Raw genomic sequence first — 17,076 nt, 5'->3', positions numbered from 1 at the left:
CCTTTTCCAACAGTCTGCTTATTTCGGACCGAGAATCTTCACCAGCTTATCCGGCGACGGCGCTCCTTGCTGTTGCTGCAATCCACCCTTGTCATCCAGATAGAAAATTGCCGGCGTGGCCGACAACTCCAGTTCGTCCATCAGCTTCATATTCGAATCAAGCTTGGCCTGGATATCCGCCGGGATCTTCTCCAGCGCCTGCAACTTGCTGCCTTTACCGGCCGACTCATGGGCTTCCAAGGCCTGTTGCGGGTCCTTGGCGGCAAACAGCGCGGCCGACTTGCCCGGGCTGTCTTCACGGATAATCCCCACCATGATGTGCCGCAACTGTACCTTGCCCGACTTCACCCACGGCCGTGCCTGCTCCCAGAACATATTGCAGTACGGGCAGTTCGGGTCGCTGAACAGGTACACGATGCGCGGCGCGTCCTTGTTGCCGTCCTGGATCCAGTTGCTGTGTTCCATCTTGGCCCAGACTTCCTTGGCCATCGGCGCATACACCAGTTTCTCCAGCGGCGCGGTGCTCAGGTCATTGCCATCGGCGTCGTACAGGTTGCCGGCAATCACGCTTTTGCCATCGGCAGTCAGGTACAGCGCCATGCCACGGTTCTGGTATTGCGCCGCGTAACCTGTGAGGCCGCTGGGCGCATCGAACTTGCCGATGATCTTGGCCCCCTTGGCTTCGATGTTCTTGATCGGCGCCGGCCAGTCTTCGGCGTGGACCAGGCTGGCGGCCAGGGTCAGGGGCAGGAGTGTCAGCAGGTGGCGGAGGCGGAGCATGGCGAATTCCTTGTGGTGGCCGGCAGGGCCGGTTTGGCGGGGGTCGGCTCGAAGCGCTCCATGGCGCGGGCCAGGCTGGCCTGTGAGAGTTCGCCCAGGTGGCTGTTGATCAGGCGACCATCAGGTTGGTAGAAGAGGGTGGTGGGCAAGGCCATGGAGCCGACGGCCTGGCCGAGGCGGCCGCTGGCGTCGAACAGCACGTTGTCCAGGTTCAGGCCCTGGGTCGCCAGGTAGGTGGCGACGCTTTGCATGCTTTCGGCCTGGTTGACGAACAGGAAGGTCACGTCCGGGCGCTGGCGCTGGGCACTTTCCAGTACCGGCATTTCGCGCCGGCACGGCGGGCACCAGGTGGCCCACAGGTTGATCACCAGCGGGCCGCCCTTGTAGTCGGCCAGTTGCACGGTTTCGCCATTGGCGTTGCGCAGGGCAATGTCCGGCAGGTGCGTGCCTTTTTCGTAGAGGGTCAGGGACAGGCTGGTCAAGGCCCAGAACGCCAGGCCGATGATCACACCGGCGCTCAGTGGCTTGCGCAGCAGCGGGCGGCGCCAGCCGTAGATCAGCGCGCCGATGATCAGCACGATCACGCCGGGCCAGGCGAGAAAACCGCCGTCGCGCAGGTCGACGATTTGCAGCGGGTCATTCTGGTAGTACGACCAGTACATCAATACGAAGCTGACGCGTGCGGCGAGCATGCCCAGCAGAAACAGGGTGAACAGCACCGACTCGGGGTTCTCGCCGCCGCGCTTGGCCACCCGCCAGCCCACCAGGGTGGCGAGGATCAACGCCGTGATCAGCAGCAAGTGATTCAGGGCGATGGCGAAGGTGCCGATGGTCAGTGTCAGCATCAGAGGGCTTCCCGGGCTTGGGTCCAGCGTTGCAGGAAGGCGGCAGCGTCGACTTCGCCGGTGATGCGCTGGGCGCGGCGCTCTTCACCGTCGGGGCCGATCCAGACGAAGCTCGGAGGGCCGGGGACCTTGTAGCGGCCCAGCAGTTCGCGGCTGGCGGCGTTGTCGGCGGTGACGTCGAGGCGCAGCAGGCGCACATCCTTGAGGGCGTCCAGTACCTCGGGTTTGCCGAACACCTGTTTTTCCATGATCTTGCACGACACGCACCAGTCGGCGTAGTAGTCCACCAGCACCCATTGGCCCTGGGCCTTGGCACTGTCGAGCTGGCTTTGCAGCACGGCCGGGTCGTTGATGGTCATGAAGGCTTCGTGGGCGGTGGGAGCACCGGCTGCCCGCGAGCCGCTGTAGACCTTCAGCGGTTGCCACAGGTCGTCGCTGCCGCCGGCCGCGCCGATCACCAATACGCTGCCCCAGAGGCCCAACACCAGCGAACCGGCACCGAACAGCATGGCGGTACGCCCGAAATCGCGGGCCAGGCGCCAGCCGCAGTAGGCCATGACCAGCGCCAGCACACCCCACAAGCCGAGCCACAGGGTTTCACCGACCACCGGGCGAATCATCAGCACGGCGGTGGCGAGGAACAGGAAGCCGAAGATGCCCTTGAGGATATTCATCCAGGTGCCAGGCTTGGGCAGGAAGCGGTTGCCCACGGTCACCAGCAGCAACAGTGGCACACCGATGCCGATGCCCATGGCAAACAGGATCAGGCCGCCGTGCAAGGCGTTGCCGCTTTGGGCGATGTACAGCAGCGCGCCGGCCAGGGGCGCAGTCATGCACGGGCCCACCAGCAAGCCGGACAGGGCGCCGAGCACGCCGGCGCCTACCAGGCTGCCGCCGCTTTGGTTGCGGCTGACGTTGTCCAGGCGATCGCGCAGGAAGGCCGGCAGTTGCAGTTCAAAGAAGCCGAACATCGGCAGGGCGAGAATCACAAACAACGCAGCGAAGCTGCCGAGGATCCACGGGGTTTGCAGCAGGGCGGCGAGGTTGCCGCCGAGCAGCGCAGCCAATACACCGAGCGCGGCATACACCAGCGCCATGCACACCACGTAGCTGGCGGCCAGGGCAAAGCCGCGCCGTGGGCTGGCGCCGCTGCCGACCACAAGGCCGGCGAGGATCGGCAACATCGGCAGGGAACACGGGGCAAAGGCCAGCAGCAGGCCCAGGCCGAAGAACACCAGCAGGCTCCAGCCCAGGCTGCGTTGTTGCAGGCCGCTGGCCAGGCTTTGGTCCTGGGCCTGGCCGGTGGCGGCGACGGCAGGGTTGCCGCCCAGGTCCACGGTGATCGATTGCGGCGGGTAGCACAGGCCGGCATCGGCGCAGCCTTGCCAGCCGAGCTTGACCTGGCCGGTGGCGCCGGCGGGAATCTTCACTTCCAGGCCCTGGCGATAGACTTGCTGCTCGCCAAAGAACTCGTCGCTGTGGGCTTCGCCCTGGGGCAACGTCGGCTTTTCGGCCAGGCCATCGAATTTCATGCGCTGCTGGTACAGGTAGTAACCGTCGGCAATCTGCCAATACAACTGGGTTTCGCCGGAGGCCAGACGCTCGGAGGTAAAGGTGAAGGCTTTGCCCACCGGGAGGAAGTCGGGTTTGGTCTCGAATGGATTGTTGCCAGGCGCGGCCTGGGTGAATCCAGCAAACAACACCAGCAGGAAGATAAACAGATGCCGCATGATCAAGCCTTAGTTCGAAGCAAGTGGGACACACAATGTGTGGCGTTGATTAACCGATGATTAACCGGGCTATCCTAGAAAGAAGCGATTATCCGGGATTCTTGGCGTTGGCGGCATAATGCACGCTTAATCCACTGCCTTTTTAATCACCCTCACATTTTGCAAAGGGTTCACCATGCACGTACTGGTCTGTGAAGACGACGAGCTGATCGCCAGCGGCATTGTTGCCGGGCTCAGCGCCCAGGGCCTGACGGTCGAGCGCGTCGGCACGGCTGCGGCTGCCCGGGCGATGCTCAAGGTGGCGGAATTCGACGTGATGGTACTCGACCTCGGCCTGCCGGATGAAGACGGCTTGAAGCTGTTGCAGCAACTGCGCAGCCAGGGCCTGGAGATTCCAGTGCTGATCCTGACCGCACGGGATTCGGTGACCAACCGCGTCGACGGCCTGCAGGCCGGTGCCGACGACTACCTGCTCAAACCCTTCGACCTGCGCGAACTCGCCGCACGCCTGCACACCCTGTTGCGCCGGGTAGCCGGCCGCAGCGTCAACCTGATCGAGCACGGGCGCCTGACCTACAACCCCAGCAGCCGCGAAACGTTGCTGGGCGGTGAGTCGGTGGACCTGTCCCGCCGCGAGCAGGCGCTGTTGCAGGCCCTGTTGCAAAACCGTGGTCGGGTGCTCTCCAGCGAGCAGCTCAAGGACAGCGTCTACGGCCTGAACGACGAACTGGAAAGCAACGCCCTCAACGTGCACATCCACCACCTGCGGCGCAAACTCGGCAACGGCATCGTCGAAACCGTGCGCGGCCTGGGCTATCGCCTGGGCCCGGCTGACGGTGGAGAGGACGCTTCGTGATGAGCCTGCGCCTGCGGCTGACCTTCAAGCTCGGCGCAGCCTTCGTGCTGATCTGGGTCCTGGCCGCCGCGTGGATGCTCAACGACCTGCGCAACCAGATGATGTTTTCCCTCGACCAGCGCCTGGTGGCGTCGGCACGCATGGTGGCGGGCCTGATGGAGCAGATGCCCGGCCTCTCCAGCACGGGGGAGGGCGCGCACTTCAGCGCCGAACAATTGAATGTGCCAGGCGGTATGGCGTGCCAGGTCAGTTCCTTGCGCGGCGTGGTTTTGGCCCGCAGCCACACCACGCCGGACCAGGGCCTGGAGTCGCGCAAGAGCGGCTTTCGCGACCAGATGATTGATGGCGTGGGCTGGCGCAGCTTTACCCTGTCCCGTGGCGATTTGTTTATCACCACCGCCGACCGGCAGGTGGAGCGTGAAGCGTTGAACCTGTCGATCCTGCTGGCCGCCTCGGTGCCGGTGGGCGTGGCATTGTTGGGCTGCCTGTGCCTGTTGTGGCTGGGGATCGGCCAGAGCCTGTTGCCGCTCAACCGCATGCGTGACGCCTTGATGCGCCGCAGTGCCGACTCCCTCGAACCGTTGCAGATCAGCCCGCTGCCCAGCGAACTCAAGCCACTGCTCGACACCCAGAACCAGTTGCTGCAGCGCATCGCCAAGACCATCGAACGCGAACGCCGCTTGACCGGTGACGCGGCCCACGAACTGCGCAGCCCGTTGACCGCGATCAAGACCCACCTGCAAGTGGCGCGCATGACCGAAGGCGCCGCCCGTGACCAGTCCCTGGCCCATGCTGAAGAGGGCGCCGACCGCTTGCACCGCACCCTTGAGCAGTTGCTGCTGCTGGCGCGGGTCGAAGGCAGCCTGTCGTTTGATGACGGCCTGCAATCGAGTGCCGAGCAAGTTGCGCAACTGGCGATCCAGGATGCCAACGGCGGCGACAATCAGCGTATTGACCTGATCCTCGCAGACGGTTTGTCCGAAAAACCTTTGGAAATGCCGGTGGGCCTGGCCGTCGCCGCCCTGCGCAACCTGCTGGACAACGCGTTGCGCCACACCCCGGCCGATACTCGGGTGGAGCTGAGTGTGTCCAGCGCTGGCGACAATGTGGTGTTCCGGGTGCGTGACCATGGCGCGCCGATTTCCAGCGAAGACTTGCAACACTTGACCCAGCGCTTCTGGCGCAACGGCAACAGCCCGGGTTGCGGCCTGGGGTTGGCGATCGTCCAGGCCATCGTGCAGCGCTGCTCGTGCTCCCTGAAATTCGACAGCCAGGCCGATGGCATGCGCGTCGACCTGGGCATGCCGTTGCGGCGCTGAAACCTTCTTTTCACAGCACACATAGCTACCGCCATCCTCAAGCGCAACGCTTCAGGATGGCGGTAATTTTTTGTGTTTGAACCGGCTGAATGACTCGGCCTGTGTTGAAAAGGACAGCCCTTATGTTGGTTATCGATTCCACGTATCCCGCAAACGACTTCAATGAGCGCAATGGCCAGGCCGTGCGCCAGGTGATTGTGCATTACACCGCCGCGCCCTTTGCCTCGTCATTGCGTGCACTGACCCGCGACGGTTTCAGTGCCCACTACCTGTTGGCCGACCCCCATGACGCCAGCTACCACGCCGCCGGCTATGACGAGTTGCGGGTATTTCGCCTGGTGGACGAAGCGCAACGCGCCTGGCACGCCGGCACCAGCCACTGGGCCGGGCGCGATAACCTCAACAGCCGCTCCATCGGCATTGAAATCGTCAACCAGGCCCGGGATGACGCCGGTGTCTTGACCTTCCCGGCGTATGGCGCAGAGCAGATTGACGTGTTGATCGCCTTGATTCGTGACATTCAGGTGCGTTACCCGGCGATCGGTCCTACCGACATCCTCGGGCATTCCGACATTGCCTATTGGCGCAAGAGCGACCCCGGCCCCCGCTTGCCATGGCGCTGCCTGTTCGAGGCGGGCGTGGGGGCCTGGTATGAAGAGGTGGCCAAGATGGCCTATCAACGTCGGTTCGACATCGGCCTGCCGCCAGAGGTTGAGGTGGAGCGGGCGTTCCAGCGCTACGGTTATGCCCCGGCGAAAAATCGCCTGGGTTTCCAGCAACGTGTCCGTGCGTTCCAGATGCATTTTCGGCCCTCTGACTACAGTGGGCGGCTGGATGCGCAGACCTGCGCGATCCTGTATGCGTTGAATGAAAAATACACCGGGGTGGCCGGGTAAATCCGCTAAAGCTGTTTTTAACGACCACAGGTGTAAATCCTCCCTTCGCTGATGCGTTTCCAGAACAGGAAATCCGTGCGCGGCCCTTGGGCCTGGCGCCAACGGGTGGGCAGTTTGGTCACCATCATCAGCGTATTGAGGGATCGAGAGATGTCAGTCGCTACCAGCCGTATCGAAGAGACCCAGGCGGTCCCTGCGGAAACGCTTTACCAGTTCGATGAAACCCCGCTGCTGGCCCGCCAGCGCCAGCAGGAATCCAATGCCCGCAGCTACCCACGGCGCATTCCCCTGGCGCTCAAGCGCGCCCGTGGGATCTATGTCGAGGACGTCGAAGGCCGCAGCTTTATCGATTGCCTGGCCGGTGCCGGCACCCTGGCGCTGGGGCACAACCACCCGGTGGTGATCGATGCCATTCGCCAGGTGCTGAGCGATGAATTGCCGTTGCACACCCTGGACCTGACCACGCCGGTCAAGGACCAATTCGTGCAGGACCTGTTCGGCCTGCTGCCGCCGGCGCTGGCGCGGGAAGCCAAGATCCAGTTCTGCGGCCCCACCGGCACCGATGCGGTGGAAGCCGCGCTGAAACTGGTGCGCACCGCCACCGGGCGGAGCACGGTGTTGTCATTCCAGGGCGGTTATCACGGCATGAGCCAGGGCGCCCTGAGCCTGATGGGCAGCCTGGGGCCGAAGAAGCCACTGGGCGCGTTGCTCGGCAATGGCGTGCAATTCCTGCCATTCCCGTACGACTACCGTTGCCCGTTCGGGCTGGGCGGCGCGGAAGGGGTGAAGGTCAACCTGCATTATCTGGAAAACCTGCTCAACGATCCCGAGGCCGGTGTATTGCTGCCGGCGGCGGTGATCGTCGAGGTGGTGCAAGGCGAGGGCGGCGTGATCCCGGCTGATCTCGACTGGCTGCGCGGCCTGCGGCGCATTACCGAGCAGGCTGGCGTGGCGCTGATCGTTGACGAAATCCAGAGCGGCTTTGGTCGCACCGGCAAGATGTTTGCCTTCGAACATGCCGGCATTGTCCCGGACGTGGTCGTGCTGTCCAAAGCCATCGGCGGCAGCCTGCCACTGGCGGTGGTGGTGTATCGAGACTGGCTCGACACCTGGTTGCCGGGCGCCCATGCCGGGACCTTCCGTGGCAATCAGATGGCCATGGCGGCCGGCTCGGCGGTGATGCGTTACCTCAAGGACCACGACATTCCCGCCCACGCGGCCGCCATGGGCGAGCGCCTCGGCGAACACCTGCGCATCCTGCAGCGCGACTTCCCGCAGTTGGGAGACATTCGTGGCCGTGGGCTGATGCTCGGTGTGGAACTGGTGGACCCCGCCGGTGCGCTTGATGCCCAGGGCCACCCGCCGGTGCATCGCCAACTGGCGCCGCTGGTGCAGCGTGAATGCCTCAAGCGCGGGTTGATTCTCGAACTGGGCGGGCGACACGGCAGCGTCGTGCGCTTCCTGCCGCCGCTGGTGATTACTGCCGCAGAAATCGACCGTGTGGCCGAAATTTTTGGTCGCGCCCTGGCGGCGTCAGTCACCAGCCTCTAATTTTTTATCGGGCTGGCACGTTCCTTCTTACATCAGCTGTGCGTGGTGCGCAGCCAGCCTTACACCGACGGAGAACAGCAATGACCTCAGTATTCGACCGCGAAGACATCCTGTTTCAGGTAGTGGTCAACCATGAAGAACAATATTCCATCTGGCCCGACTACAAGGCCGTGCCGGAAGGCTGGCGCACCGTGGGCAAGAGCGGGATGAAGAAGGAGTGCCTGGCCTACATCGAAGAAGTGTGGACCGACATGCGCCCGCTGAGCTTGCGCCAGAAGATGGATAGCCAGGCACTTGCCGGCTGATCACCACCTTGAAGGTTGTGAAGATCGAATGTGGGAGCTGGCTTGCCTGCGATAGCGGTGAGTCAGCTTGCATCTCTGTTGACTGATACTCCGCTATCGCAGGCAAGCCAGCTCCCACACTGACCGCGTTTGTCCTTAAGGTGTCAGCGCCTTGATCACCTGATCCACATTGCCTTCCAGTTCCGCCACCGGGTCGGCGCCATCGGTGCCCAGCACCAGCAACTTCGCCCCGCCCGCCGTGACCGCCGCCTGCACTGCATCGCTTGGCTTGCGGTGATGCAGCACCACGGCCACCTCATTCTCCTTCAAGCCTTCGCTCAGTTGCTGCAACGCCTCGGGTGTCCACTCGGTATCCGCCCTTGCATCGGTGCTGACCAGCTCCAGGTTCAAGCCACTGACGAGATAACCAAAGTGATCGCTCAAGCTGGCCACCGTCAGGTTATCGGCCTTGGCCAGTCGCGCTTCGCTGTCGGCGGTGAGCTTGAGCAGGCGTTGCTTGAGCGCGGCCAGGTTGGCTTCGATCTGCGGCTTGGCCTCGGGCGCCAGGCGGCTCAGGTCGGCGGCCATCACATCGGCCATGCGCCCCATGTTGTTGCTGGCTTGCCACGGCTGGCTGTTCAGGCCGTCGGTGGCGCCCGGCTGCACGGCAATCCCCGGCAAGCCGCCGTCCACCGGGCGCGCGGCGTCGACTTCGACGATGCGGATATTGCTGCGCCGGGCCACCGGGTACAGCGGGTCGTCGGGCCACAGCGAGCGCAGGCCGATGGCCGCATCGGCGTCCAGCGCCAGGGTGTTCAGCGCCTGCGCACCGCGCCCGGTGAAATAGGCGACTTGCCGCGAGCCGGGCAGGTTGGCCGGTGCCGCGCGCTCAAGCTGTACGTCAGTGCCTTTGAGCAACACCTGCGCCAAGCCATAGGTGATCGGCAAGGCGGCGAGGACTTTTACCGGTTTTGTCGCCTTGGCCTGGTTCAAGGCAGCATGGCCAACGCCTTGGTTGGCGGTGATCTGTAGCGGCTTGACGCCGTCGGCGGCGAATGCCGGTGTGGCAATGGCCAGGGCCAGAAGCAGTGGTCGAAACATCGGGCGCATTATCCAAGATTCCCTTTCAGGCTGGGGACCGTGCCGCGGGCGATGGCGGCGAGGGCGAAGGCGATACCGGCTACCAGGATGATCGCGGCACCGGACGGAATCGGCAGGTCGAAGATGATCGGCAGCAGGATCCCGCACAGGGTGCTGACGGTGGCGATCACCACCGAGATCCAGAAGAAGCCCTTGAGCGACTGGCTCAACAGGCGTGCGGCGGCCGCCGGAATCACCAGCAACGCACCCACCAGGATCGCGCCGATGACCTTGACCGCCGCCACGGTGATCAGGGTCACCAGGATCACGAACAGGTAGTCCAGGGTCTTCACCGCCACCCCGCGCACCGCCGCCAACTGCGGGTTGAAGCTGGCGAGCATGATGCGGTTGTACAGCGGCAGGGCCAGGGCCATCACCAGCGCGCCGACAATCGCCAGCACCAGCAGGTCATTGCCGTTGACGGTCAGCACCGAGCCGAACAGCACGTTTTCGAGAATGTGCACGTTGATCTTGCCCGCCAGAATCAGCAGCAGGCTCGCGCCCAGGGCCAGGGACACCGAGAGGAATACGCCGATCAGCGTGTCCGGCGCCAGGCCGGTGCGGTTGCGCAAGTAGTTGAGCAGGATCCCGAACAACAGGCAGTAGCCGAACAGGCTGCCGTAAGGTCCGGTATACGGTTCTCCCAGCAGAATGCCCACGGCCACGCCGGTCAGTGCGGCATGGCCCACGGCTTCGGAAAAGAACGCAAAGCGCTTGACCACCACCAGGGTGCCCAAACCACCCAGCACCGGGCCGATCAGCAGGCCGGCGAGCAGGGCGTTGACTACAAATCCATAGGCCAGCGCTTCCGGCAGATACCCGGAAGACGCCCAGCCCTGGACCATCAGGCGAAAGGCTTCATAGCTCATAAGGCCGGGCTCCGTGGGTGGGTGGAGAACAGGGTCAGCAGGCGGTCCGGGGTCAGCGCCTCTTTCGGCGTGGCGTCGAACAGCACACGGCGGTTCAGGCCGGTGACGCGATCGGCCAGGCGGCCGACGGCTTCCAGGTCGTGTTCGATCCACAGCACGGTGATCCCGGCCTGGCGCCAGTCGTTCAGCAGCCGCTCGAACACCTGGATCCCGGCTTCGTCCAGCGCCGACATCGGTTCGTCCAGCACCAGCAATTGCGGTGCCGGGATCAACCCCTGGGCCAACAGCACCCGCTGGCGTTCACCGCCAGACAGCGCACCCATGCGCCGCTTGCGCTTGTCCTGCATGCCGACCCGTTCCAGTGCGTCGCCAATCGCGGCGGCGTAATGTTTGGACAGCCCGAGAAACGCCGGACGCCGCTGGCACATCGCGGCCATGAAATCGTCGACGGTCATCGGCAAGCCGCGGTCGAACTCCAGCGCCTGGGGCACGTAGCCGATGGTGCCGGGTGCATCCGGCCAATGCAGGCTCAACTGGCCCTGGTGCGGCGTTTGCCCCAGCAGGGTCTTGATCAGCGAGCTTTTGCCGCCGCCGTTGGGGCCCACCAGCGCATGGATGCTGCCGGGCTGCACCTGGAAACTCACTGCATCGAGGATCACCGTACGGCCCAGGGTCAGCGCGACGTTATCGAAGTCGAGGGTCGGGCCAACGCTGGCCACACTCAGGTGTTCAGCCGCCGTCATGCCCCGGACTCCTGAATCGCCCGCACCACGGTGTTGAGGTTGCCGGTCATTTCCACTTCGTATTTTTCCGCGCTGTAGTCGCCATAGGAAATATGCGACAGCGGGTACAGCTTCACCCCGGATTCACGCTGGATGGTGTCGACGTAGCTGGACGGGAAATCCATCTCCGAGAAGATCACTTTCACGTCCAGTTCCCGCAGTTGGTCGATGGTTTTCTTCAACTGGCTGGGGCTCGGCTCGATGCCGTGGGCCGGTTCCACCACGGCGGTGACTTCCAGGCCGAATTCCCGCAGCAGATAGTCATATGCCGCGTGCACGGTGGCCACCCGCAGGTCGGGGTTGGGTGCGCTGGTGAGCTTGGCCAGGGCGTCGGCGCGCATCTGGCGCAGGCGCTTGCCGTAGGCGCGGGCGTTCTGGGTGTAGGTCTTGGCGTTGTCCGGGTCGAGTTTGCCCAGTTCCCGGGCAATGTTGTTCACCTGGGCAATCGAGGCGCTGATGGACAGGAAGGTGTGCGGGTTGACCACCTTGCCCGCACCGCGCGCAGCGTTGCCGGTGGCGGCCAGCAGCGGCACGTTGGCGTTGGCCTCGATCACCGGGATGTCCGGGCGCTCGCTGGTGGCGATCATGCGGTCGGCGAAATCGTCATGGCCGACGCCGTTGAGCACGATCACATCAAGGGTGCCGATGCGTTTGATGTCTTCGGCGCGGGGTTCGTAGGCATGGGGATTGAAACCGGCCGGGATCAGCGGGACAACTTCAGCCTTGTCGCCGACGATATTGGCGACGTAGCTGTAATACGGGTGCAGGGTGATGCCGATGCGCAGGCGTTTTGCCGGGTCGGCACTGGCGAACGGGGCCAGCAGCACGGTGATCAGGCCGACCAGCACCAGACGTAATAATGGAGATGAAATAGACATGGTCTTCTCTCGGCTGCAACGTGAATTCAGTGACGATGCTGGCGGGTGACACCGGCATCGAATTGCGCGACTACCTGCTGCCAGCCCGCGCTGATCAGCGCCTGGTCAGTGAGGTCGGTGGGGGCGGTGAGGTGGGCGCTGCGGTTGAGCCAGATATCCGGCTCGGCGCCGCGGATGCGCATCAACAGCGAACCGCTGAGGTCCGGCGTCTGGCTCAGGCCCAGATAGGCCGCGTCCAGCAACTGCCAGCGGTGGTCGCCACGGCTCACCGAACTGGCGTCCTGGGCAAAGGGCGCGAAGCCCTCTTCGGCCAGCTGTTCAGGCGTCGGCAGAGCGCTGTGTTCCTCCTGCAGCAAGTGGATTTCATCCAGGGTCACCCGCAGGTCGGCGTAGATGCCTTGCTCGGCGGCGCTGAGGTCGCGGCGGGCGTCCAGTTGGTGGCTGGGCACGGCGGCGATCTCCTGGTTTTCACCGCGCAAGGCCACCACCGTGCCGGCAACGGCGAGGATGATCAGGCACAACAGCAGGACATACAGGGTTTCGTGCCCGGCGCCGGCCGGGCGCACGACTTGGGTTGTACGGCTCATTGGGGCTGGATATCCGCTTGGTCGATTTCCACCACGTGGCCGGGGCCGGCATCAAACAGCACGTAGAACTCGGCGGAGGGTTTCTTGAAGGTCAGCTTCGAGTCTTCTCCCAGCTTGCCGGGCACCAGGATGGTCTCGTCGTAGCCGATCACGTCCAGGGTCACGCCGGGGGCACCGCTGCCATCGGAGAAACCACCGGTGCACTGGATCTGCTCGCCGGCGATTTCCTTGCATTCGCACATCGGGTTGTGGGCCAGGGCGACGGTACTGAAACCGGCACTGAGGATCAGCGCGCCAACGGTGCGGGCCAGTTGCGGCAAAGTCATGGTTTAACTCCTCGTTTTTTCAGCCATTCGATGGTGGCCGGCGATGCCTGGCTCAAGGGAATGGAGGCCTGGTGCATGGCGCCGTCCCAGCCTTCCATGGTGATCCACACTTCGGCGTCCAGCGGGGTGCGCTCAGGGATCGGCAACGCGGCGCCCATGCGGTATGGGGTGCCAAAGAAAATCACCCCGGCCGCCCGCAGGCTGCGGGGCTTGCCGATACGCAGGTAGGTCGCCTTGACCTGGTCGATGCACGTGGCACACAGGGCAGCGTTGAAGGATTTCATCGGGCCTGCCGGGTCCGGGCGCGGCGGCTCGTTGCGTAGCTCGGCGAGCTTCAGGCTCCAGGGGCCGACCTGTACTTCGCCGATCTCCCGTTCACCCAGGCCGCTGTCGCCGCGAAACAGTGCCGCGTCGGCAAAGTACTTGGGCATGAAGCCCAGGGGCACCAGCAACAGCAGGATATTGATGTGGAAGCGCCATTTGAGCCAGAAGGCCCGCAGGGGCGAGGGGGGTTGAACCGTCATGGCCTTGTTCATGGGTTGGCCTCCGTGGTCTCAGCCTGCAAGGCCTGGGTTTTCGCCGGTTGACGGGCTGCCTTGGCTTCGCGTTTCAGCGCATTGAGGGTGGCCAGGGCCGTGCGTTTGGTCCAGATCAGCAAGCCGCTCAAGACCATCATGCTCAGCACCAGGCCGAAGAAGGCCCAGATCAGCTTGATCCAGATCCCGCCAAAGTCCCCGGTGTGCAACGGGCGCATGGATTCGGTGACGAACTCCAGGGCCGAACGGTCGGACAGCAGGTGCGAGGCGGCGATTTCGCCGTTGTACGGGTTGATTTCCGCGGTCTGGAACATCAGCGGGTACCAGCCACGCCCGCCGATGCGCAGGTGGCTGTAGGCGTTGCTGGGCAGGCTCACGAAGCTGGCCTCAAGCCCGGGAATGCGCTGGGTGGCGATGTTGATCGCCTCGTCCAGGGGAATCATGGGCGCCGGTACGCCCGGGGCGGACATCGGCACTTTGTCGCGGGCAATCGCCGGGACGATCGGCTCGCTGGAAATGGTGATCTGGTTATCACCCAGGATCGCCTGGATCAGGAACCAGGTGCCGGTGATGGAAATCACCGCGATAAACCAGATCGACCAGATGCCGCTCAACCGGTGGAAGTCGCCCCAGAAAATCCGCGCACCGTGACGAATGCGCAGGGTCGGCCTGAAAAAACCTTTCCAGAAACGCTTGTAGACCACGAGGCCGGTGACCAGCGAGGCCAGCAGCGGCAAGCCCAGCAGCGAGACCAGGTACCAGCCCCAGCTGTAGCCATTGGTGAAAGGCACCAGCCACCAGCCATGCAGGGCACGGGTAAATTGCTGGAAGTTGAACGATGGGCTGATGCCCTGGATCACCCCGGTGTATGGGTTGACGTAGACCTCCAGCGAGCGCCCGTCGGGGTAGCTGAGGTCGGCGCTGAGGGCGAAGTGCGATTCGTCCGGGCGGCTCAGGGATTCGACGATCACCTGGGGTTCGGCGCGCTTGATGGCGCCGATCACCTGGTCGTAGGTGAGCGGTTCGGCATCGTCCGACGGCTTGCTGGCGCGGATGTCCGGGTTGGCCAGCCAGACGATCTCCTGGCTGACCACCGCCAGGGTGCCGGTGACGCAGACGATCAGCACAAAGAACCAGATGGGCAATGCCAGCCAGCTGTGCACGAGAAACCAGAGTTTTGAGCGTGACTTCTTCGACATGTGAATGAGGGTCTTGATCGGAGGGAGGCGGTAAAGGCCCGGAAAACGCCACCCGTAGCTTTTGCTGACGCGAGCGGCTGTATCTAAGTTAAGACGGATGAGAAACACAAAACCCTAAGGCGGATATGAAAGTAAATGTTTCAGATACGCATTCATGCAACACGAAACATGTTCCGAGCCATCACCAAGGCGGGATTGATGGGGCGGGGGCGCTGCCTATGATGGGGTCATACCGTTGAGCGAGCCCCATAATGACTTCTGCCAGAACCCTCTACGACAAACACATCGATTCCCACACGGTGTGCCGCCTGGATGACCAGGGCCATGTGCTGCTGTACATCGACCGCCAGGTGATCAATGAATACACCAGCCCGCAAGCTTTCAGCGGCTTGCGCGAGGCGGGCCGTGGTGTGTGGCGGCCCGGTACGGCGCTGGCGGTGGTCGACCATGTGAACCCCACCACGCCCAAGCGCATCGCGACCATGCCGGATGCGGGCGGCGCGCGCCAGGTGTCGTACCTGGCGGAAAACTGCCGGGATTTCGGGATCGAGCTGTTGGATATCCTCGACAAGCGCCAGGGCATCGAACACGTGATCGCCCCGGAGCAGGGTTTTATCCTGCCGGGCATGGTGATCGCCGCCGGCGACAGCCACACCACCACCTACGGGGCCTTGGGCGCGTTCGGCTTTGGCATTGGCACTTCGGAAATCGAGCATTTGCTGGCCTCGCAAACCCTGGTCTACAAGCGTCTGAAAAGCCTGCGTGTGACCGTGGACGGCGAACTGGCCCGTGGGCTGACCTCCAAGGACGTGATCATGGCGCTGATCGGCAAAATCGGTGCCTCGGGTGCCACCGGCTACGCCATTGAGTTTTGTGGGTCGACCATCGATGCCCTGAGCGTCGAGGCGCGCATGACCATCTGCAACATGGCGGTGGAAGCCGGTGCACGTGGAGCCTTCATGGCGCCGGACGAAAAGGTCTTCGCCTACCTCAAGGGCAAGCCACGCGCGCCGAAGGGCGAGTTGTGGGAACGCGCCCTGGTGGGCTGGCGCCAACTGCACTCGGATGCCGACGCGGTGTTCGACCTCGAAGTGCAGCTGGATGCCAGCGCCCTTGAGCCGATGGTCACCTGGGGCACCAGCCCCGACCAGGCCGCGCCCATCGGCGCCCGCGTGCCGGACCCGCAAGACATCAGCGACCTGATCCTGCGCCAGGACATGCGCCGCGCCTTGAACTACATGGGCCTGGAAGCCGGCATGCCGTTGAGCGACATTGTGATCAGCCACGCGTTTATCGGCTCCTGCACCAACGCCCGTATCGAAGACCTGCGCGACGCCGCCAGCGTGGTGCGCGGCAAGCACGTGGCCGACCATGTGCGGGCGATGATCGTGCCGGGCTCCACCGAAGTGCGTGACCAGGCCGAAGCCGAAGGCCTTGCCGCGATCTTTATCGACGCCGGGTTTGAATGGCGCCAGTCGGGCTGCTCGATGTGCCTGGCGATGAACGACGACGTGCTGGAGCCGGGCGACCGCTGCGCTTCCAGCACCAACCGCAATTTCGAAGGCCGCCAGGGCGCGGGTGCCCGCACGCACCTGATGAGCCCGGCCATGGTCGCCGCTGCGGCCATCACTGGCCGGCTGACGGATATTCGCCACTTTGGAGACCGCACATGAGCTTGCAACCCTTCACTCGGATCACCGGCAAGGCGGCGCCGATGCTGGCGGCCAATATCGACACCGACGTGATCATGCCCAAGCAGTTTCTCAAGGGCATCGACCGCAACGGGCTGGACCGCGGGTTGTTCTTTGATTTGCGCTTTTTGCCCTCGGGTGAGCCTGACCCGCAGTTTGTGCTGAACCAGCCGGCCTGGCAGGGCGCGAGCTTTATGGTAGTGGGGCCGAACTTCGGCTGTGGTTCCAGCCGGGAGCATGCGGTGTGGGGCCTGAAGCAGATGGGCATCCGCGCGTTGATCGGCAGCAGCTTTGCGGGGATTTTCTATGATAACTGCCAGCGTAACGGGGTGTTGTTGATCACGCTGGAGGAGGCGGTGTTGCAGCGGTTGGGGCAGATGGTGAGTCAGCCTGAGCAGGCGCAGATCAGTGTGGACCTTGAGGCGCAGGAGATTCTTTTGGCGGACGGGCAGGTGATTGCGTTCCAGATCGATACGTTGCGCAAGACTGCGTTGTTGTTGGGGTTGGATGCTATTGGCACGACGTTGCAGCGCAGTGAGCAGATCAAGGCGTTTGAGCGTGAGCATTTGGCGGCCAATCCCTGGCTCGGGTGATGGGGCTGTAGTTGCAGGTTGGCTGCTCCGCACTGCCTGCGTTCGGCCTCGGGCTGAATGGGGCAGTCAGATCAAAATCAAGAGCACAGCGGCCTCCCGGCCGGCTTGAGTGTTAAAAGCAAAAGCAAAGACCAGAGCGAAAACAGATCTGCTTTTCTGTGGGAGCGGGCTTGCTCGCGAAAAACCTGAGAGCGCCGCGTTCATCCAGAATGCC

The 17,076-nt window shown here is 63.7% G+C and carries 18 protein-coding genes; 7 read left to right on the top strand and 11 right to left on the bottom strand.

Going from position 1 to position 17,076, the window contains the following annotated elements; translation table 11 throughout:
- Positions 1-18: 18 nt before the first annotated feature.
- The 3 genes from dsbG to dsbD are packed head-to-tail and all read right to left on the bottom strand — an operon-like array spanning position 19 to position 3,355.
- Positions 19-780 carry a thiol:disulfide interchange protein DsbG gene (dsbG, locus tag HX818_RS19365; protein WP_003209017.1) on the bottom strand — a complete coding sequence of 254 codons (762 nt, stop codon included), beginning with the start codon at positions 778-780 and terminating at the stop codon, positions 19-21.
- Positions 756-1,625 (bottom strand): TlpA disulfide reductase family protein, encoded by an 870-nt coding sequence (locus HX818_RS19360; protein WP_177020579.1) that lies wholly within the window; start codon positions 1,623-1,625, stop codon positions 756-758. Before HX818_RS19360 ends, dsbG begins: the two co-directional genes overlap by 25 nt.
- Positions 1,625-3,355 (bottom strand): protein-disulfide reductase DsbD, encoded by a 1,731-nt coding sequence (dsbD, locus tag HX818_RS19355; protein WP_177020578.1) that lies wholly within the window; start codon positions 3,353-3,355, stop codon positions 1,625-1,627. The genes HX818_RS19360 and dsbD overlap by 1 nt, the downstream gene beginning before the upstream one ends.
- Positions 3,356-3,530: 175 nt before the next feature.
- Here dsbD and HX818_RS19350 point away from each other — a divergent pair, with 175 nt between their 5' ends.
- The 5 genes from HX818_RS19350 (at position 3,531) to HX818_RS19330 (ending at position 8,282) form a co-directional block, all read left to right on the top strand.
- Positions 3,531-4,211: a response regulator gene (locus HX818_RS19350; RefSeq protein ID WP_003209011.1), complete on the top strand. Its 681-nt coding sequence runs from the start codon at positions 3,531-3,533 to the stop codon at positions 4,209-4,211.
- Positions 4,211-5,530 (top strand): ATP-binding protein, encoded by a 1,320-nt coding sequence (locus tag HX818_RS19345; RefSeq protein WP_008431673.1) that lies wholly within the window; start codon positions 4,211-4,213, stop codon positions 5,528-5,530. The genes HX818_RS19350 and HX818_RS19345 overlap by 1 nt, the downstream gene beginning before the upstream one ends.
- 122 nt (positions 5,531-5,652) lie before the next feature.
- Positions 5,653-6,426 carry an N-acetylmuramoyl-L-alanine amidase gene (locus HX818_RS19340; RefSeq protein ID WP_177020577.1) on the top strand — a complete coding sequence of 258 codons (774 nt, stop codon included), beginning with the start codon at positions 5,653-5,655 and terminating at the stop codon, positions 6,424-6,426.
- Positions 6,427-6,576: 150 nt separating this feature from the next.
- A complete protein-coding gene (locus HX818_RS19335) occupies positions 6,577-7,977 on the top strand; it encodes an aspartate aminotransferase family protein (RefSeq protein WP_177020576.1) in 1,401 nt (466 codons plus the stop codon).
- An 80-nt stretch (positions 7,978-8,057) separates the two neighbouring features.
- A complete protein-coding gene (locus HX818_RS19330) occupies positions 8,058-8,282 on the top strand; it encodes an MbtH family protein (protein ID WP_003209001.1) in 225 nt (74 codons plus the stop codon).
- A 135-nt stretch (positions 8,283-8,417) separates the two neighbouring features.
- On the opposite strand, the gene HX818_RS19325 is transcribed toward HX818_RS19330, so the two are convergent.
- Genes HX818_RS19325 through HX818_RS19290 form a run of 8 tightly spaced genes read right to left on the bottom strand, consistent with a single transcriptional unit; the run spans position 8,418 to position 14,578 of the window.
- A complete protein-coding gene (locus HX818_RS19325; RefSeq protein WP_177020575.1) occupies positions 8,418-9,371 on the bottom strand; it encodes a metal ABC transporter solute-binding protein, Zn/Mn family in 954 nt (317 codons plus the stop codon).
- The gene (locus tag HX818_RS19320; RefSeq protein WP_003208998.1) at positions 9,371-10,270 is read right to left on the bottom strand and encodes a metal ABC transporter permease; all 900 of its coding nucleotides are present in this window, start codon (positions 10,268-10,270) and stop codon (positions 9,371-9,373) included. The genes HX818_RS19325 and HX818_RS19320 overlap by 1 nt, the downstream gene beginning before the upstream one ends.
- The gene (locus tag HX818_RS19315; protein ID WP_102369603.1) at positions 10,267-11,013 is read right to left on the bottom strand and encodes a metal ABC transporter ATP-binding protein; all 747 of its coding nucleotides are present in this window, start codon (positions 11,011-11,013) and stop codon (positions 10,267-10,269) included. The genes HX818_RS19320 and HX818_RS19315 overlap by 4 nt, the downstream gene beginning before the upstream one ends.
- On the bottom strand, positions 11,010-11,930 hold the full coding sequence (locus HX818_RS19310) for a metal ABC transporter substrate-binding protein (protein ID WP_023659272.1): 921 nt from the start codon (positions 11,928-11,930) through the stop codon (positions 11,010-11,012). The genes HX818_RS19315 and HX818_RS19310 overlap by 4 nt, the downstream gene beginning before the upstream one ends.
- 26 nt (positions 11,931-11,956) lie before the next feature.
- A complete protein-coding gene (locus HX818_RS19305) occupies positions 11,957-12,517 on the bottom strand; it encodes a DUF6162 family protein (RefSeq protein ID WP_008431663.1) in 561 nt (186 codons plus the stop codon).
- Positions 12,514-12,843: a hypothetical protein gene (locus tag HX818_RS19300; protein ID WP_003208992.1), complete on the bottom strand. Its 330-nt coding sequence runs from the start codon at positions 12,841-12,843 to the stop codon at positions 12,514-12,516. The genes HX818_RS19305 and HX818_RS19300 overlap by 4 nt, the downstream gene beginning before the upstream one ends.
- Positions 12,840-13,379, bottom strand: coding sequence for a thiamine pyrophosphate-binding protein (locus HX818_RS19295; protein ID WP_177020574.1), 540 nt, complete (start codon positions 13,377-13,379; stop codon positions 12,840-12,842). Before HX818_RS19295 ends, HX818_RS19300 begins: the two co-directional genes overlap by 4 nt.
- On the bottom strand, positions 13,376-14,578 hold the full coding sequence (locus HX818_RS19290; RefSeq protein ID WP_087695105.1) for a PepSY domain-containing protein: 1,203 nt from the start codon (positions 14,576-14,578) through the stop codon (positions 13,376-13,378). Before HX818_RS19290 ends, HX818_RS19295 begins: the two co-directional genes overlap by 4 nt.
- A gap of 251 nt (positions 14,579-14,829) precedes the next feature.
- Here HX818_RS19290 and leuC point away from each other — a divergent pair, with 251 nt between their 5' ends.
- Both leuC and leuD read left to right on the top strand, forming a co-directional pair.
- Positions 14,830-16,251 (top strand): 3-isopropylmalate dehydratase large subunit, encoded by a 1,422-nt coding sequence (gene leuC / locus HX818_RS19285; protein ID WP_003208986.1) that lies wholly within the window; start codon positions 14,830-14,832, stop codon positions 16,249-16,251.
- Entirely contained in the window at positions 16,248-16,862 is a 615-nt protein-coding gene (leuD, locus tag HX818_RS19280) for a 3-isopropylmalate dehydratase small subunit (RefSeq protein ID WP_003208984.1), read from the top strand. Before leuC ends, leuD begins: the two co-directional genes overlap by 4 nt.
- Positions 16,863-17,076: the final 214 nt, after the last annotated feature.

This window comes from Pseudomonas sp. F9001 (genome assembly GCF_013385435.1).
Taxonomy (GTDB): Bacteria; Pseudomonadota; Gammaproteobacteria; order Pseudomonadales; family Pseudomonadaceae; genus Aquipseudomonas.
The sequence above is the reverse complement of the archived record's forward strand: the minus strand, read 5'-3'. Positions and strand labels throughout refer to the sequence as shown.

Bases quoted from the DNA above. Each gene is read 5' to 3' on its own strand.
- HX818_RS19360 (WP_177020579.1), bottom strand. From the start codon at position 1,625: ATGCTGACACTGACCATCGGCACCTTCGCCATCGCCCTGAATCACTTG.
- HX818_RS19305 (WP_008431663.1), bottom strand. From the start codon at position 12,517: ATGAGCCGTACAACCCAAGTCGTGCGCCCGGCCGGCGCCGGGCACGAA.
- leuC (WP_003208986.1), top strand. From the start codon at position 14,830: ATGACTTCTGCCAGAACCCTCTACGACAAACACATCGATTCCCACACG.
- dsbG (WP_003209017.1), bottom strand. From the start codon at position 780: ATGCTCCGCCTCCGCCACCTGCTGACACTCCTGCCCCTGACCCTGGCC.
- HX818_RS19310 (WP_023659272.1), bottom strand. From the start codon at position 11,930: ATGTCTATTTCATCTCCATTATTACGTCTGGTGCTGGTCGGCCTGATC.
- HX818_RS19350 (WP_003209011.1), top strand. From the start codon at position 3,531: ATGCACGTACTGGTCTGTGAAGACGACGAGCTGATCGCCAGCGGCATT.
- HX818_RS19295 (WP_177020574.1), bottom strand. From the start codon at position 13,379: ATGAACAAGGCCATGACGGTTCAACCCCCCTCGCCCCTGCGGGCCTTC.
- HX818_RS19320 (WP_003208998.1), bottom strand. From the start codon at position 10,270: ATGAGCTATGAAGCCTTTCGCCTGATGGTCCAGGGCTGGGCGTCTTCC.
- dsbD (WP_177020578.1), bottom strand. From the start codon at position 3,355: ATGCGGCATCTGTTTATCTTCCTGCTGGTGTTGTTTGCTGGATTCACC.
- HX818_RS19345 (WP_008431673.1), top strand. From the start codon at position 4,211: ATGAGCCTGCGCCTGCGGCTGACCTTCAAGCTCGGCGCAGCCTTCGTG.
- leuD (WP_003208984.1), top strand. From the start codon at position 16,248: ATGAGCTTGCAACCCTTCACTCGGATCACCGGCAAGGCGGCGCCGATG.
- HX818_RS19340 (WP_177020577.1), top strand. From the start codon at position 5,653: ATGTTGGTTATCGATTCCACGTATCCCGCAAACGACTTCAATGAGCGC.
- HX818_RS19335 (WP_177020576.1), top strand. From the start codon at position 6,577: ATGTCAGTCGCTACCAGCCGTATCGAAGAGACCCAGGCGGTCCCTGCG.
- HX818_RS19325 (WP_177020575.1), bottom strand. From the start codon at position 9,371: ATGCGCCCGATGTTTCGACCACTGCTTCTGGCCCTGGCCATTGCCACA.
- HX818_RS19300 (WP_003208992.1), bottom strand. From the start codon at position 12,843: ATGACTTTGCCGCAACTGGCCCGCACCGTTGGCGCGCTGATCCTCAGT.
- HX818_RS19330 (WP_003209001.1), top strand. From the start codon at position 8,058: ATGACCTCAGTATTCGACCGCGAAGACATCCTGTTTCAGGTAGTGGTC.
- HX818_RS19315 (WP_102369603.1), bottom strand. From the start codon at position 11,013: ATGACGGCGGCTGAACACCTGAGTGTGGCCAGCGTTGGCCCGACCCTC.
- HX818_RS19290 (WP_087695105.1), bottom strand. From the start codon at position 14,578: ATGTCGAAGAAGTCACGCTCAAAACTCTGGTTTCTCGTGCACAGCTGG.